Below are 15,894 nucleotides of genomic sequence, written 5' to 3' on the forward strand. Positions count from 1 at the left end.
TTTTACTATGTCCGTTACCGGACTATATGGGCAGCTTTGCTGCCTGAAGCTCGATGCAATCGCGAAATTCCCGTTGCATAAACCGTAGGTTTGTGCAATGGGTGTATTTCGCTCTCAAACGCCGAGGGCTTAGGAGAGATACTTTGCCTTTGTCATTGCTCTGCTTTTTCTTTTTCATTATGGGCATATCCGCCCACTCCATACGCCCGTTTCCGGGCTGCCTTTTCAATTACAGATAAAATATGGTCTACGGTGCTTTCTTCCCACCCGGCAAGCCATATAAAGGTCTGTTCCTCTCCTTTCGTCAGTTCAATATTTCCAATGACTTTATTCATCTTTGCAATTCGCTTTCTTTCACTTTCGTAAAAATAATCATTCACATTCCGGCTTCCATATGCTGGCTGTTTTATCATTAACTTAGCCCTCCAATTCAGATTTTTCGTTGTCTGCTTATCACAGGAGCGTGCCACGCTCCTGTCTTAAATATTTAAAGAAAACTTACCATCGAAAACTATCCGGCACACCTCGCTTATCCAGATATTCCTTTCTTGCCTTCTCTTTTTCTTCCTCCGTTGGTGCGGTCTTATATTGGGAATACAATAATCGCATTGATATAGAATCCAACTTATCCATCAATCCCTTTTTTATTTCCGGCTGCACTTCTTCTATCTCCAACAAATGATATTTCATCAGTGCAATAAATAAATCTTCTGATATCTGTACATTCTTCATTTTGTATTCCTTTCTGCGTGTCGGTTGTGTCGATAGTGACGATATTATCTATACCACTTAGGTATGTAAAATACCGTCACCACCGTCACATATCGTCACGCCTTTGTTTGAATCAGTGATAACTTTATTTTTCTGCCGCTATGTTCCCGAACACTTTCATACTTAATGTTGTAATCTATCAGTAACCGTTCCAGACTGACATTCAACTTACGTGTGAAAGCATTTGGCTGCATATCTATTTCCGGCAAAAGCTGTAATAATTCTGATGCGGAACCGCTCCATTCCGGCGCTTCATTTGTCACTACTGTAGCAAGTGATTCCAGCACAGAATCTACAGGCTCCTTCCATAGCTCTGTTTCTGATTTGGTAAGTTCCCATACACATTGTTCTCGATTAAAATTAAGAAATAGTCTCTGGTCTTGCTGATCACGTCCGGCAACTTCCAATACCGCTTTATTCTCTGTCCGCTTTTCTTTCTGCATAATAAATGCTCCATCAGCGGCGCCCAACAAACCGTTGGTTCCTGAAATCATATCAAAGCTGTCGGAAGATTCCATTTTTCTTGTATGATGAACGACCAGCAGACAGATACCATACTGATCGCTGAACCTTTTCAGCTTAGTTACGATTTCATAATCATTTCCGTAGCTTAGTTTGTCGCCACTCGCTTCACGCACCTTTTGAAGCGTATCTATTATAATAAGTCTGGCATCCTCATGCTCCTTTACAAACTTATGTAACTGTTCCTCTAATCCCTTATTTAAGGCCTTAGATTGTGTTGCAAAGTGAAGATTGCTGCTCCCCTCCATGCCAAACATTTTTGATAACCGTCTTTGTAATCTGGCATAATCATCTTCCAACGCCAGATATAAAACAGTACCTTTTGTCACAGAAAATCCCCATAAAGGGATTCCCATGCTGACATGATAACCAAGCTGCGCCATGAAGAACGATTTACCTACCTTCGGTGCTCCGACGAAGAGATAAGTTCCATTAAAAATTAATCCCTCTACAATCGGAACCCGTGGCGGATAAGCTGTGTCGTACAATTCTGTCATAGAGATAGTTCGTAAGTCATTTTCTCCGGCTGTCGTCATGTTTACCGTTAAGTTATTTATGGCTTGTTGATTGAATTGCTCTTTTGAATCTGTTATAATTTCATTGTCTTTATAAGGAAGCGGCTGTTCCACATCTACGCCAATAGATAAATCTGGAACGGCTGCTTTTTTAATTACTGTCATTCCTCTTCCCCCTTTAATCCATTTAAGGTTTCTGCCACTACTTGCAGTGTATAAAGAAGTTCATCGCCAACCTCGCTGTATTGTTTCAATCTCATTAATTCCTCATAAATCTCTGCCATCTGATTTCTAAGAGCCTTATACACCCTCGGATTCCCTTGTACCACTACTTCCCGGTTCAGCAACTTCCGTATGATGTAATCCTGTTTCGTAAGTCCTGAAAGCCTCACACAATCATCAAGCAGCTTCCCTTCTTCCTTCGATACCCGAAAGGCTACCGTCTTGCTTCTCCAACGCCCCTGATAATCTAAATTTTTATCCATTTTATTTTTCTTCCTTTCCCATTCTTTCAATATCCAATCTGTCTGCCATCTCCGTCTGCTTCGTTGGAAACAAGTGTGCATATCGGTAAGTAATATCTATACTCTCGTGTCCTACCCTCTGTGCGATTGCAAGTGCCGAAAATCCCATCTCTATTAAAAGGGAAATATGTGAATGACGTAAATCATGCACTCTGATCCGTTTTACTCCGCTCTGCTTGGAACCTCTGTCCATCTCATGATGAAGATAAGATTTAGTGATCGGAAACAGCCTTTCGTTTTCTCCGATACTATAAAGCATATCAATATATTCCTGTATCTCTTCACAGAGAAACTTCGACATTTTAATAGTACGGTTACTCTTTGGTGTTTTGGGAGAAGTAATGACATCTCTCCCTTTTAACCGCTGATATGATTTGTTAATAGTTAAAGTACACTTTCCAAAATCAAAATCTTTGGGTGTTAGTGCCAGAAGCTCCCCCATACGGATACCACACCAATACAGTATTTCAAACGCATAATAAGATTGTGGTTTGTCCATCATGGCATCTGCAAATTTCAGATATTCTTCTTTTGTCCAGAACAACATTTCCTTATGTTCCTCTGAACCCATTGCTCCGGCTTTCTGCGCCGGATTTGAGGGTAAGTGATAAAATCTTACTGCGTGATTAAAAATAGCGCTTAATTGACTATGTATCGTTTTCAAATAAGTTGCGGAATAGGGCTGGCCGGATTCATCTTTATAAGATAACAACTCATTCTGCCACGCAATAATATCCTTTGGCTCTATTTCTTCCATCTTACGTGATTCAAAATAAGGAAGTATCTTTGTGCGTATCACATGGCTCTTGGATTCCCATGTATTTTCCTTTACCCGTTTTCTTTTGTCGGTTTCATAGATTTCAAAGAAACTACCAAAGGTCATATCAAGTTTTGCTTCCTGTTTCAGCATAGTTTCCCGCTCCCAGTTCAGAGCTTCCCGCTTGGTCGCAAAACCTCTCTTTTGTGTCTGCTTCCGTTCCCCCTTCCAATCAGTAAAGCGAAATACGGCGCGCCATTTTCCTGTGTTTCCATCTTTATAAACTGCCATCTTATGGCTCCTTTCTGCGGCACTTTAAACGTGCCGCTCGTTGTAACATATTTTTTTATGGAAATACTGGGCATTTACCCGGCCTGCTACTGTAAGATAACCCTGTTGCTTTAATTCTTCATTGAGCTGTTTGACAACTCTGTACGCATAGGATTTTGATACTCCTAATTCTTCTGCAACTTCCTGAACGCTGATGAAAGTTTTACTTTGCAAGTTTCCTTCTCCTTTCTTAAACATATTTATTTAAGTTTTGTAACATTATATTACTAAACATTTACCGTTAAGTCAAGTGGTTTGCAGAAAAATATTAACTTTTTTTGTTTAGTTTCTTATTGCTATTCATTTTCGCCTGTGTTATACTCTACACAAACATATATGTTTAGTTTCTCATCAATCAAAATTTGAATAGGAGCGAAATAAAATGGAAAATAAAGCCGATGTCTCCATATCGGAAACAAATATAGATAAGCTATATCTAAATACTGTGGATTTGATTCAGTATGCCCGTAGCCTTGCAGTAAAACAAGTGAATTTCATACAGTTAATGACCTATTATTCTATTGGAAGATGGATTGTAGAAGAACAGCAGGAAGGCAGCACCCGGGCAAAATATGGGCAACAGGTTATCAAGAATTTATCAGAAAAATTATTGAATGAATTTGGCCGGGGATTTTCTGGTGACACACTGAAAAATGCCAGAAAATTTTATCTGATTTACAAGGAGCGAATAAGTGAAACAGTGTTTAGCCTTTTTGCAATCGAAAAAAGCGAAACGGTGTTTAGCCTTTTGAATGAAGATATGCCATTCCAATTATCTTGGTCGCATTATTTACAATTAATGCGAATTGAGAATGCTGAAGAGCGTAATTTCTACGAAATTGAGGCAGCGAAATCAAATTGGAGTGTAAGAACACTACAACGGCAATATAATTCAAGTTTGTATGAGCGATTGGCATTAAGTAAAGATAGATCAGATATTTTGCGTCTTTCAACAGAAGGAAATGTAATTGCAAAACCACAGGATATAATAAAGCAACCGACAGTTCTGGAATTTCTCGGAATAGAAGAGAAGGCAAAATATGTGGAATCTGACTTAGAATCGGCAATTATTGATAAATTACAAAAATTTCTTTTGGAGATGGGGAAAGGCTATCTGTTTGAAGCAAGACAGAAGCGATTCACATTTAATGAAGATAATTTTTACGTCGATCTTGTTACTTATAATCGTTTGTTACACTGTTATGTTTTGATTGATTTAAAAGTTGACAAATTAACTCACCAGGATATTGGACAGATGCAAATGTATGTAAATTATTATGACAGATATGAAAAGTTAGATACAGAAAATCCAACGATAGGTATTTTGTTATGCAAAGAGAAAAATGATGCATTGGTCGAAATCACTCTGCCAAAAGATGCTAATATCTATGCTTCTGAATATAAACTGTACTTGCCAGATAAAAAAGTATTACAGGATAAGTTGAAGCAATGGATTGACGAAGAATACGACAATTAACGAAGGAGACTATTATTATGGCAATCGGACAACGTATCAAATTTTTCCGCAATAGAAAAGGAATGACACAAAAGCAGCTTGGGGAAATTCTCGGCTTTCTCGGTAAAACCTCTGATGTCCGTATGGCTCAGTATGAATCAGAAGCCAGAGTGCCTAAGATAGACCTTGTAAAAGAAATGGCTGGTATCTTTGATGTCAGCATTCATGCGCTCACTGTGCCCAACATAGACACCTACATCGGTCTTATGCACACCCTCTTTACATTGGAAGATGTGTACGGACTTAAAATAAGTGAAATAGACGGGGAACTCTGTCTGCGTCTGGACAAATCCAATCGTGACAACTATACTTCACTGTTCAACATGTTTCAGGCATGGCAACAGATGTCTGCCAAATTGGAACAAGGCGAGATCACCAAAGAGGAATACGACCAATGGCGCTACAAATATCCAGAACTTGACAACTCTCATCATTGGGCAAAAGCTCCCTCTCAAGCACTTAGTGATTTTCTGGTCAGCGAATTAAAAAAAGAAAAATAAGCACAAAAAAACCTTACCGACTTCCTTATCCATTCCTGGAACTGAAAATCAGTAAGGTTTTTCTATGCTATTTGAAGTAAAGTAACTTCGTTGTCGCGACATTCGCCAACTGAATATGCAAGCATATTCGCTTGGCTCATTGTACGCACACATTATATCAGTAGGTATCAAATGTTGCCAAATCGTTGCCACTCACTAAACAAATTTATTTGAATGCCTCATAAACTCTAGGTTTTTACATCCCACAAACTCACTCAAACTCAATCGTAGCCGGCGGCTTCCCCGTACAATCATACAGTACCCGGTTCACGCCCTTCACTTCATTGACAATTCTCCTGGTCACAGTTCCCAGGACCTCCCACGGAAGTTCTGCCGACTCCGCAGTCATAAAATCAGATGTAAGCACGGCTCTCAGTGCAACGGCATAATCGTACGTTCTCTCATCACCCATGCAGCCAACCGACCGCATATTCGTCAGCGCCGCGAAATACTGGCCGAGTCCCTTATCGACTCCGGCTTTTGCAATCTCCTCGCGGTAGATTGCATCGGCTTCCTGAACAATTTTTACCTTGTCCGGTGTGATCTCGCCGATGATGCGCACGCCCAGGCCCGGGCCCGGGAACGGCTGGCGGTAAACCAAATATTCCGGAATTCCAAGTTCCAGACCGGCCTTTCTTACCTCATCCTTAAACAGAAGGCGCAGCGGCTCGATGATCTCCTTAAAATCCACATGCTCCGGAAGTCCGCCCACGTTGTGGTGAGACTTGATCACGGCTGACTTTCCAAGTCCTGACTCAATCACGTCCGGATAAATGGTTCCCTGCACGAAATAATCCACCGTGCCGATCTTCTTTGCTTCATCTTCAAATACACGGATAAATTCTTCTCCGATGATCTTTCTCTTCTGCTCCGGCTCCTCCGCCCCTTTCAGTTTCTCATAGAAACGTTCCTGGGCGTTGACGCGGATAAAATTCAAATCATAAGGACCATTGGGGCCAAAGACAGCCTCCACCTCGTCGCCTTCATCCTTGCGCAGAAGACCATGGTCTACAAATACGCAGGTCAGCTGTTTTCCAACTGCTTTCGCCAGCATAACGGCTGCTACGGAAGAATCCACTCCGCCGGACAGAGCACAGAGCACCTTGCCGCTGCCGACTTTTTCGCGGATAGACTGTATGGAAGATTCAACGAAGGAATCCATCTTCCAGTCCCCGGAACATTTACAGACGTTGTATACGAAATTGGACAGCATCTTCATGCCTTCCTGTGTGTGCATAACCTCCGGATGGAACTGAACCGCATAGAGGCCGCGCTCCTCACATTCCATGCCTGCCACCGGGCACACTGGTGTGTGAGCGGTAACCTTGAAGCCTTCCGGGGCTTTTTCTATATAATCTGTATGGCTCATCCAGCAGACCGTCTTCGGACTCACGGAATCGAGGATCCTGCTGTCCGCCTCTGCATCCACTTCCGTCTTGCCATATTCGCTGACTGGAGCCGTCGCAACGCTTCCGCCCAGCATATGAGCCATCAACTGGGAACCATAACAGATTCCAAGGATCGGAATTCCCATCTCAAAGATTTCTTTTTCGCAATGTGGGGACTCCTCCTTGTATACACTATTAGGGCCTCCGGTGAAAATGATTCCCTTCGGATTCATTTCCCTGATCTTATCCAATCCCAGTGTGTATGGATGAACCTCACAGTAAACATTGCATTCTCTGACTCGTCTGGCAATCAGCTGGTTGTACTGACCACCGAAATCCAGAACAATAATCATTTCTCTTTCCACGGGTATTCCTCCTATAATAATCATGTACGGTATCACGAACGCCGGAAATGAAAAAAACCGGACATAAGCCGCTTTATCTTTAGCATTCCCGCATTCCTGCAATAAAAAACAAAAATTGTAAATGAAGATGAAAGGCTGTTGCATGCATCTTAACCGATTTCTGCAACAGCTCTTTCCATGATATTATATTCTATCGGAAAAGCCTTGACAAGTATTTTCTCGCATCCTCAGAAAAAGCTGTGAAAAATAAACGACTCCCACTCCTCAAAATCCCGTTTCTTTGACACAAAATCCAATCGTTTGACACGCTTTTCTCCGCCCATGGCGTACATTTTCCCGATTAGGTACGCATATGGCACCATACTATCAAATCACGTCCTGTCTGAAAATCCGCTTCATATTTTCTGCATTCAGGCCGCGGATCACTTCCACTGCCATGGATACGGCCGCCTCAATATCTGATTTCGCACAGAAATTATAATGGCTGTGCACGTATCGGGAAGGAATTCCCAGCACCAGAACCGGAACCGCCTGACCGGTCAGACTGATCTTCCCTGCGTTTGTGCTGCCGCCTCTCCGAACAGCATCCTGACAGGGAATTCCTAATTTCTCTCCGATCTCATGCGCGTACCGGATAAACGCCGGATTCGATACGTAGCTGTTATCCAGATGGCGGATCTGTACGCCGCCTCTCATCACTCCCTGCGCGATTCCCGCCTGGAAATAGGGATCATCAGCAGGTGAGCCCTCAAACACGATCGCCAGATCAGGCCTCACCTGCTGAGCAGTCACCACAGCCCCCCTGGTTCCCACCTCTTCCTGGGCCGCAAACGCACCCACGACTCTGGCCGCCAGGCGGTCTTCCTCCTCCATCAGAGCCTTCATAGTTTCTATGATACAGAAGCATCCCAGGCGGTTGTCAAATGCCTTTCCAAAGCAGATGCCGTTTTCCTCATGATATTCATACGCCACATCCGGAACAACGGGGTCGCCCGGACGGATTCCGTACACAGCAAGCACCTCTTCCCGACTGCACGCGCCCACATCAATCAGGATATCCTCGATCCTCAGGCTGTTGTCCGCCTTCTGCTCCGGTGTCAGAAAATGAACCGGTTTCGACGTAGTAATACCTCTGTGCATTTTCCCCTCTGCCGTTCTCACAATAACTGAGTGGGCCGGAAGGCTGGTAAGGTGAAAACCGCCGAGTGTTACGATGCTCATAAGACCATTTTCCATAATAGACTGAATCATGAATCCGCATTCATCGAGATGGGCATCCAGCATCAGCACCGGACGTCTGTCAGTTGAAAATGCAGGCTTCTCATGAATCTCATTGCTGTCCCCAGTCCCGGCCGTAAGAGCCGTTGGCTTCAGTTCTGTGTATACATTGTGCATTGCATCATTTCGAAAGGCCATTCCACTGCAATATTTTTTTATCACTTTGACCACGTCTTCCTCAAAACCGCTGGGACCGAACGCATTGGACAGTTCTTCCAGAATCTTTAAATCAATCATGCTGTTTCTCCTCTTTCCTCTATTACTCTATCTTTTTATTTCTCTATCTTTCTATTTTTCTATCTTTCCATCTGATTGGATCACTGCTACAGAACGCCCAGTTTCTTAAGCTCACCCATAAATTGCTCCATCTTCAGTTCCCGCAGGACAAGACTGGTATCCTGCGGCACCTTCATGCCAGGCTGAAGACCAGCAAAATGCTTCCTGCCCTGGTAGCAAAATTGTTCGATATTTTCCAGAATTGATACGGCCATGCCCCTCGCCTCCAACGCTAACCCCTTCAGATTAATGGGTGTTGCGTCGGTCTGGAATTCCAATCCCCAGTAAATAAGGCCTGTATAAACGCTCCCGATACGATTTGCGGTATTTACCAGCTTTGTTTCATCGCCAGGCTGTCCGGGCGGCCCCATTGCCTCCGGTAATTCAACCTTAAAAATGCGGTGGAGCGGATCTGTATACTCCTGAAGCTTCTCCATCTTGCCAATGATCCACTTCACATACCGCAGGATCTCCTCTTTTGCGGCCTCATCGGTAAGGAACAGAGGACGGAACATTTCCTGTTTGAGGCTGCCGGCCTTCTGCAGGCCAGAGTCCAGAACTGCATAAAGCAGTTTGTATTCCCATGCATATGGCTTCACTTCCATAATATAGCTGACTTCCCTGTCCAGATTCGTCCGTTTTTCGCCCGCGTCTTCCCTGTCTTTTATGATAGAACCACAGTATTCACAAATTCCGTACCCAAGCCCGTCGTCGTAAAACACCGGTGCACCGCAGTGTCCGCAGATAATCGTCTCCATAAAATTCCCTCTCTCCACAAAAAATCCGTCTGTATCTATGGAAAATTATAACATGAAACAAATAATTTTCCTATCTTGTGCGTAAAGTTGGATAGCGTCACTTTACTTTCGGAAACAAAGGATAGAATTCACCCATATGGCAGAATTAAGATTTGTTCCTTCTAGGTTATCATATTTTGTCCGTTTTTTCTACCGCCTCTTTTCTGCTTTCAGATTTTACGTTCAGCAAACACACAACTCAAGGGTTCCCTTCGGCTTTTTGCCCTTGACTTGTGTGTCCGCTTCACTGTTTAGTTGTTGTCAAGCAAAAAAAGCCGCTTTCTAGGCGCCCAGCTCCTGGTTGATCCATACGCGCATCCATTTCAGGCTATGCTGCTCAAGCCCTGGCACCCGGCCCTGCAGACGCTCCTGGTATCTCCAGCCGGCCTGTTTTTCACATACTTTCTTTTTTACCTCCAGTTCTTCCTCTGACAGCTGATTCTCTTTCCTACGCTCCTTTTGATATGCCAGGAGATCTATGATTTTACCACCATTCTTCGTATAAGCCCGCAGCCCCGACATCCGGTCACACCCCTGCTCGCTCCAGCCCATCGGACGGCTGCTCAGCCTCGCACTCAGCACATGACTCACCTGGCCTTCCGCACAGCATTCCCAGTTAGCCCCTGCCTCCTCTGTCCGGATCTGTATCCCGTCCCATTGGTTCAGAAAATAGCCAAGTGCCCCCTCTGCCTCCGTATACTTCCTGCCTTCCTCAGTTACCTTCAGGATTTCAGCGTAGACCTCCTGCAGCCGTTTTTTGTGTCGGCCATTCAGGCATTCCCAAATCTCGCCCTTTACTTCTTCCGCGCTGTCCAGTAGATGGGATACGGAGACATTCACATATTTCATCATATGGAACTTATCCAGCACAAACCTCCCCTTCCCCAGCACTTCACAGCCGGCGCGGATCCAGCCAGCACCATCTCCTGCTATGTAAACGCATTTCAGGTATTCGGTATCATAATGGGTATCTATATAGTCCCTTACCTCCTCCCATAGCCTTCTGTTTGCTTCCTGTCCCTTGTAGGTACCGCAGAAGTAGTGTTTCCCGGTTAGTTTGTGCCTCGGGCTCTTTGAGGTTTCCCCCGCCTCATCTATCACATCCTCATACAGGCAGATGAGTTTCGGCATGATGGTGTTGATCTTATTCCCGCGGCTATCCTTCCCCAGATCACCCTTTTGGCTCCAGAACTGGGCTGCCACATGGTCCTCGTCCGCTACGATATGCAGGTATTCCAGCCGCTTCTTTTCTGACGGTGGTGCGACAGGCAGCTGGGCCTCTGTGTCATGGACCAGACGTTTTACAGTCTGTTTGCTGACCTGCCCCATAAGGGATAGGGGCCGGCCTCCCTTAGCGTAGCTGGTCTGTACCGCCTCTTCCAGAATGCATGCGGCCGCCCCAAGCGTGATCCTCTGATGTCCTTCAATCCCAAGGATTTTATCCAGGAGGTAAACGAATTTCCCAGTTTCCTTATCCCTGTAGCCAGTCCTGCAGAACCGGATAGGCCCCAGGATATCCAGCAGTTCCTTCGGTTCATTGCGCTGTTCAATGTTCCATTTTTTCTTTCGTATCAGGCTTTCCCTGATCTCATCATCTATTTTTTCATACAGTTCAGCAATCAGCCTGGCCCCGAGCCCCAGCATCCGGTCATGGATATCCTGTGACAGGTCATGGGGCTCTTTTTCCCCTTTCAGCATGGCTGCTACGAGATTTTCAATTTCCTTGATGTCATTTTCGATAAAATGTAGTATACTATTAAGCATAGAGAGCACCTTCCTTTGTTGTGATCGTTTTTCGCAAATTCAATCATACCACAAAGCGGTGCTTTCTTTTTTTGTTTTTATTAGTTTACATAATTTACCATTAACTAATTACCCGAAAGTAATGTTACGCTAATGTAAAGTTGCTGCTCCGTATATGTAAATACAGAACAAATGCCACCCCAGACAGAGACGAACTCCTCCAAAGGCAGCATTTGAAATAACATTTATTCCATTTTAACATTCACCTGATCTATCTTCTGTCTAAATACTCCTTAATTGCATTTCCGATAAATTTTGAGGCGCCCACCCCGTATTTCCGGTCGTTCACCTCGATATATATGGGATTGGATTGATAGGATTCCGCCGTAAAAGGCCAGTAATTCTCTCCCATATCGATTCCTTTATTGGTTTCTTCGCAAAACTCAATTAAATTGCTTACCGCCTCCTGTACTTCCGGAGATGCGGTATCTCTGCTTAAGTCGGCCGTAAGGCGTTTCGTCAACAGCTCCGTTTGCTCCATAATTCCATTCACCTCTATCTCTGTGACAGCCGGTCCTTCAGACAAATATTTCTGAAAACCTTCCTTCATTGCCTTTGTATAATTCTCAATGCTGCCATACTGCCTGACTGCCTGGCTGGCAATCTCATCTTCATGCGACTGCAGCGCGCTTAGCATTTCGTCAAACTGCTCCATACTTCCAAGCTGTTTTATAATCTCATCCGTATGTGTTGCTTTAAACTCACTTAAAGCCTGAAAATATTCGCTCATATCAAACTCTTTAAAGTCCATACACATTTCTCCATGAATTAATTTATCGAGTAACTCCAGCATACCATTCAATCTGTCGCGTTTCAGCTGAATCAGCTCCCTCTGCTTTTTGAATGCGGCTGCTTTATTAAATTGCGGGTTTTCCATAATCGCTTTGATTTCCTTCAGCGTAAAGTCCAGTTCCTTAAAAAACAGGATCTGCTGCAGTACTTCCAATGCATGTTCATCATACAGCCTGTATCCGGCTTCCGTCATTTCCGTCGGCTGAAACAGGCCGATCTCGTCATAAAACTGGAGTGTCCGAACACTGACACCCGTCAATGTGGAAACTTGTTTAACAGTCATCATGGTTCTCACCTTCCTTTACCGCCCGGTTCGGTTCTCCTGCCCCTCCTGCCGGCGTTGGAAGGAACCGGGGACCTCATCTCTGACTCTCACTTTACACTATCACCATGCGTGATAGTCAATACTTTTTTCAAATTTTCTTATAAAATTGACGATACTCCCCTCTGTTTTATGCAAAAAAGATACAAACTTCATAATTCGTTAGAAACCCTTAATAAATTTCATAATCTTTTTACGTTGCGGCCAAATTTCTGTTACATTTTTCCAGTATGATAATATTATAAACATAGGAAATCGAATTAAGCAGTCAGAGCGCTTCCTACATATGTTTCCACTAAGTCGGCGGGGTTGACGTAATGTCACCTTGCCGGCTCAACCTAATTTATGGGGTATTTTTTACAGTCTAAAATTTTTTTCATATTTTTTTGAAATTTATCTGGACAAATTCAATTTCCTATGGTATTATAAGGAAGTTGTCGGAAACGACAGATACGGCCTATTGGTCAAGCGGCTAAGACGCCGCCCTCTCACGGCGGAAACCCGGGTTCGATTCCCGGATAGGTCATGAAAACCTTTCTGAATATCAGGAAGGTTTTTTTTTGTTTCTCAGAAAGGTTTATACTATGATAAAAAATATTTGCCGGACAGTTGCCGTCATTTCGTAATATATTGAATTGTTCAGTACCCTTCCTGCCTCACTCATGCTTTTCTTCGGTGCCCACGGCATACCCTTCGCATACCGTCTCTCCCCGGGCAATGGAAGCACACATAGACGTCCTGGCCCGTAAATAACTTACGGGGCACGAGATTGTACATGTAATCCGATAAACGTTACACACATCCCGATATGAAAAATAATTAATGGTTGAAATAGTGAAAATAAAATAACTACGGTGCAGCCGCATTTGTCGGATCCGCCTACACGCCATATAAAAGGCGGCTTTCGGGCAGTCTGTTTGTTAGTTAACACTGTTAGTTACCGGTTCGTTACGTGTTAGTTACCGGTAAATTTCCATACATTTTTATGCTGTTTTATTGCTTTTTCACTGATCCGTTATAGAGTATAAAATTAGAACTTCCCTGCCTTTGCTGCTTCCTTAATAGAAACGGTGAGGGCTGGATTTTAGGGGGGAGAGGTGTTTGTGCGCTATAAGGGTGCTACACTTCCCGACTGACCGCTACTCACTGCTGCTCAATGAATATGTTGAAAATGTAATAGGCAGGCCCTTGCTTTAAAGATATAATTAATATGCTGTTGACTCTTTCCAGCAGGAAGGAGGTGTACTTTTGGAATACATAATCGCTTTTCTTATCTCTATTGTGGCAGGTATAGTCTGCTACTATATTTGCAAATGGCTGGATAGAGATAAGTAATCAACGGCCAGCCTAAGTTATTCCTCTTTAAAAGGAAAATAGAACCCCCAGAGAGCTGCAACTCTCTGGGGGTTCGTCTGTGCACCAATGGAACACAATCGCTTTTCTTTGCTGATATTATATTAATGCAAAAAGAAGAAAATGTCAACACTTCTCGCGGCAATCCAATCCTATTCCAACCACGAATTTTTTTTTAAACCTCAAAAAACTTTATTCTAAGCAGTTTTTATTAGAATTTCCCAGCCTTCGCCGCTTCCTCAATCGAAACAGCAACAGCAACAGTCATACCAACCATCGGGTTATTTCCTGCACCGATCAGACCCATCATCTCAACGTGAGCCGGAACGGAGGAAGAACCTGCGAACTGTGCGTCAGAGTGCATACGTCCCATAGTATCTGTCATACCGTAGGAAGCAGGACCTGCTGCCATGTTGTCCGGGTGAAGTGTACGTCCTGTACCACCGCCGGAAGCAACAGAGAAGTACTTTTTGCCCTTCTCATTACATTCTTTCTTGTAGGTACCTGCAACCGGATGCTGGAATCTGGTTGGGTTGGTAGAGTTACCAGTGATGGAAACGTCAACGCCTTCCTTCCACATGATTGCAACGCCTTCTGTTACGTCGTTGGAGCCGTAGCAGTTAACTTTTGCTCTTAAGCCTTCAGAGTAGGACTTTCTCCACAGTTCTTTTACTTCGCCTGTGTAGTAATCCATCTCGGTCTCTACGTAGGTAAATCCGTTGATTCTGGAGATAACCTGAGCGGCATCTTTTCCTAAACCATTTAAGATAACTCTTAATGGTTTCTCACGAACCTTGTTTGCCTTCTCTGCGATACCGATTGCGCCTTCTGCTGCTGCGAAGGACTCATGACCTGCCAGGAAGCAGAAGCAGTCTGTGGTCTCTTCCAGTAACATCTTTCCTAAGTTACCATGGCCTAAACCAACTTTACGCTGATCAGCAACGGAACCCGGGATACAGAAAGACTGAAGGCCTTCGCCGATAGCTGCAGCCGCGTCAGCAGCTTTCCTGCAGCCTTTTTTGATTGCAATGGCCGCGCCTACCGTGTAAGCCCATTTTGCATTCTCAAAACAGATCGGCTGAATTGCCTCTACCTGCTTGTATACATCTAAACCAGCATCTTTAGTGATCTTCTCAGCTTCTTCGATCGAAGCGATGCCATAGCTGTTTAAAACGGAATTGATTTTGTCAATTCTTCTCTCATATGATTCAAATAAAGCCATTATCTTGTCCTCCTTGTTATTAGGCTATGTCAAATTCTGCATATGGAAATCCGATATTTCTATGTAGACTTATCGTCCTGTCCCATTATTCATGTCTTGGGTCGATGATCTTAACAGCGTCAGCAACACGGCCGTACTGTCCTTTTGCTTTCTCCCATGCAGTATTCGGATCGTCGCCCTTCTTGATGAAATCTGTCATCTTTCCAAGGCTTACGAACTGATAGCCGATGATCTGATCGTCAGCATCCAGTGCAATACCGGTTACATAACCTTCAGCCATTTCAAGGTAACGAGGACCTTTCTTTAAGGTTCCGTACATGGTACCAACCTGAGAACGAAGTCCCTTTCCTAAGTCTTCCAGTCCCGCACCGACAGGAAGTCCATCCTCTGAGAACGCACTCTGGGTTCTGCCGTATGCGATCTGTAAGAATAATTCTCTCATTGCTGTATTGATTGCGTCACAAACAAGGTCTGTGTTCAATGCTTCTAAAACGGTTAAACCTGGCAGAATCTCTGCAGCCATGGCAGCGGAGTGAGTCATACCGGAACATCCGATGGTCTCTACCAGTGCTTCCTGAATGATGCCTTCTTTGACATTTAAAGTCAGCTTACATGCGCCCTGCTGAGGAGCACACCAGCCAACGCCATGTGTTAAACCGGAGATATCTTTAACTTCTTTAGATTTTACCCATTTTGCTTCTTCTGGGATTGGAGCAGCGCCGTGATGAACGCCCTGTGCCACTGTGCACATCTCTTCTACTTCCTGTGAATAAATCATGTTAAAACTCCTTTCGAATAAGTAATAATTGTGAAAAGTACTTTGT

General features: G+C 44.0%; 15 protein-coding genes and 1 tRNA gene. 3 read left to right on the plus strand and 13 right to left on the minus strand.

The genetic code is table 11. From position 1 onward, the window contains the following. Positions 1–152: 152 nt before the first annotated feature. The 6 genes from DFR60_RS07585 to DFR60_RS07610 all read right to left on the minus strand — a co-directional run bounded on the left by DFR60_RS07585 (position 153) and on the right by DFR60_RS07610 (position 3,593). Positions 153–413, minus strand: coding sequence for a hypothetical protein (locus tag DFR60_RS07585; protein WP_110322353.1), 261 nt, complete (start codon positions 411–413; stop codon positions 153–155). Between the two features lie 85 nt (positions 414–498). Beyond that, the gene (locus tag DFR60_RS07590) at positions 499–732 is read right to left on the minus strand and encodes a complexin-2 (RefSeq protein ID WP_110322354.1); all 234 of its coding nucleotides are present in this window, start codon (positions 730–732) and stop codon (positions 499–501) included. Positions 733–827: 95 nt separating this feature from the next. Next, entirely contained in the window at positions 828–1,973 is a 1,146-nt protein-coding gene (locus DFR60_RS07595; RefSeq protein WP_110322355.1) for an AAA family ATPase, read from the minus strand. Next, positions 1,970–2,293, minus strand: a complete 324-nt coding sequence (locus DFR60_RS07600) for a plasmid mobilization protein (protein ID WP_110322356.1) — start codon at positions 2,291–2,293, stop codon at positions 1,970–1,972. Before DFR60_RS07600 ends, DFR60_RS07595 begins: the two co-directional genes overlap by 4 nt. 1 nt (position 2,294) lies before the next feature. Next, positions 2,295–3,380, minus strand: a complete 1,086-nt coding sequence (locus tag DFR60_RS07605) for a site-specific integrase (protein WP_110322357.1) — start codon at positions 3,378–3,380, stop codon at positions 2,295–2,297. 24 nt (positions 3,381–3,404) lie between these two features. Next, entirely contained in the window at positions 3,405–3,593 is a 189-nt protein-coding gene (locus DFR60_RS07610; protein WP_007862765.1) for an HTH domain-containing protein, read from the minus strand. Positions 3,594–3,801: 208 nt separating this feature from the next. On the opposite strand from DFR60_RS07610, the gene DFR60_RS07615 reads away from it, so the two are divergent. Next, positions 3,802–4,896 (plus strand): PDDEXK nuclease domain-containing protein, encoded by a 1,095-nt coding sequence (locus tag DFR60_RS07615; protein WP_110322358.1) that lies wholly within the window; start codon positions 3,802–3,804, stop codon positions 4,894–4,896. Between the two features lie 17 nt (positions 4,897–4,913). Continuing rightward, complete coding sequence (locus tag DFR60_RS07620; RefSeq protein ID WP_110322359.1) at positions 4,914–5,435, plus strand: helix-turn-helix domain-containing protein; 522 nt, start codon at positions 4,914–4,916, stop codon at positions 5,433–5,435. A gap of 250 nt (positions 5,436–5,685) precedes the next feature. On the opposite strand, the gene guaA is transcribed toward DFR60_RS07620, so the two are convergent. From guaA to DFR60_RS07645, 5 genes are all read right to left on the minus strand, one after another. Beyond that, on the minus strand, positions 5,686–7,227 hold the full coding sequence (gene guaA, locus DFR60_RS07625; RefSeq protein WP_110322534.1) for a glutamine-hydrolyzing GMP synthase: 1,542 nt from the start codon (positions 7,225–7,227) through the stop codon (positions 5,686–5,688). A gap of 366 nt (positions 7,228–7,593) precedes the next feature. Further along, positions 7,594–8,742 carry a M42 family metallopeptidase gene (locus DFR60_RS07630; RefSeq protein WP_110322360.1) on the minus strand — a complete coding sequence of 383 codons (1,149 nt, stop codon included), beginning with the start codon at positions 8,740–8,742 and terminating at the stop codon, positions 7,594–7,596. An 86-nt stretch (positions 8,743–8,828) separates the two neighbouring features. Then, on the minus strand, positions 8,829–9,539 hold the full coding sequence (locus tag DFR60_RS07635; RefSeq protein WP_110322361.1) for a TFIIB-type zinc ribbon-containing protein: 711 nt from the start codon (positions 9,537–9,539) through the stop codon (positions 8,829–8,831). 321 nt (positions 9,540–9,860) lie between these two features. Beyond that, on the minus strand, positions 9,861–11,342 hold the full coding sequence (locus DFR60_RS07640) for an ISLre2 family transposase (protein WP_110322362.1): 1,482 nt from the start codon (positions 11,340–11,342) through the stop codon (positions 9,861–9,863). 250 nt (positions 11,343–11,592) lie between these two features. After that, entirely contained in the window at positions 11,593–12,459 is an 867-nt protein-coding gene (locus tag DFR60_RS07645; protein WP_110322363.1) for a MerR family transcriptional regulator, read from the minus strand. 490 nt (positions 12,460–12,949) lie between these two features. On the opposite strand from DFR60_RS07645, the gene DFR60_RS07650 reads away from it, so the two are divergent. After that, positions 12,950–13,021, plus strand: a tRNA-Glu gene (locus DFR60_RS07650). Between the two features lie 1,038 nt (positions 13,022–14,059). Here the strand turns inward: DFR60_RS07650 and DFR60_RS07655 are convergent. Further along, complete coding sequence (locus DFR60_RS07655; protein WP_110322364.1) at positions 14,060–15,070, minus strand: GGGtGRT protein; 1,011 nt, start codon at positions 15,068–15,070, stop codon at positions 14,060–14,062. An 85-nt stretch (positions 15,071–15,155) separates the two neighbouring features. Next, on the minus strand, positions 15,156–15,848 hold the full coding sequence (locus DFR60_RS07660) for an iron-sulfur cluster assembly scaffold protein (protein WP_002602846.1): 693 nt from the start codon (positions 15,846–15,848) through the stop codon (positions 15,156–15,158). Positions 15,849–15,894 lie beyond the last annotated feature (46 nt).

The sequence above is a fragment of the Hungatella effluvii genome, from assembly GCF_003201875.1.
GTDB lineage: Bacteria > Bacillota > Clostridia > Lachnospirales > Lachnospiraceae > Hungatella > Hungatella effluvii.

Bases quoted from the DNA above. Each gene is read 5' to 3' on its own strand.
- DFR60_RS07585 (WP_110322353.1), bottom strand. From the start codon at position 413: ATGATAAAACAGCCAGCATATGGAAGCCGGAATGTGAATGATTATTTT.
- DFR60_RS07590 (WP_110322354.1), bottom strand. From the start codon at position 732: ATGAAGAATGTACAGATATCAGAAGATTTATTTATTGCACTGATGAAA.
- DFR60_RS07595 (WP_110322355.1), bottom strand. From the start codon at position 1,973: ATGACAGTAATTAAAAAAGCAGCCGTTCCAGATTTATCTATTGGCGTA.
- DFR60_RS07600 (WP_110322356.1), bottom strand. From the start codon at position 2,293: ATGGATAAAAATTTAGATTATCAGGGGCGTTGGAGAAGCAAGACGGTA.
- DFR60_RS07605 (WP_110322357.1), bottom strand. From the start codon at position 3,380: ATGGCAGTTTATAAAGATGGAAACACAGGAAAATGGCGCGCCGTATTT.
- DFR60_RS07615 (WP_110322358.1), top strand. From the start codon at position 3,802: ATGGAAAATAAAGCCGATGTCTCCATATCGGAAACAAATATAGATAAG.
- DFR60_RS07620 (WP_110322359.1), top strand. From the start codon at position 4,914: ATGGCAATCGGACAACGTATCAAATTTTTCCGCAATAGAAAAGGAATG.
- DFR60_RS07630 (WP_110322360.1), bottom strand. From the start codon at position 8,742: ATGATTGATTTAAAGATTCTGGAAGAACTGTCCAATGCGTTCGGTCCC.
- DFR60_RS07635 (WP_110322361.1), bottom strand. From the start codon at position 9,539: ATGGAGACGATTATCTGCGGACACTGCGGTGCACCGGTGTTTTACGAC.
- DFR60_RS07640 (WP_110322362.1), bottom strand. From the start codon at position 11,342: ATGCTTAATAGTATACTACATTTTATCGAAAATGACATCAAGGAAATT.
- DFR60_RS07645 (WP_110322363.1), bottom strand. From the start codon at position 12,459: ATGATGACTGTTAAACAAGTTTCCACATTGACGGGTGTCAGTGTTCGG.
- DFR60_RS07655 (WP_110322364.1), bottom strand. From the start codon at position 15,070: ATGGCTTTATTTGAATCATATGAGAGAAGAATTGACAAAATCAATTCC.
- DFR60_RS07660 (WP_002602846.1), bottom strand. From the start codon at position 15,848: ATGATTTATTCACAGGAAGTAGAAGAGATGTGCACAGTGGCACAGGGC.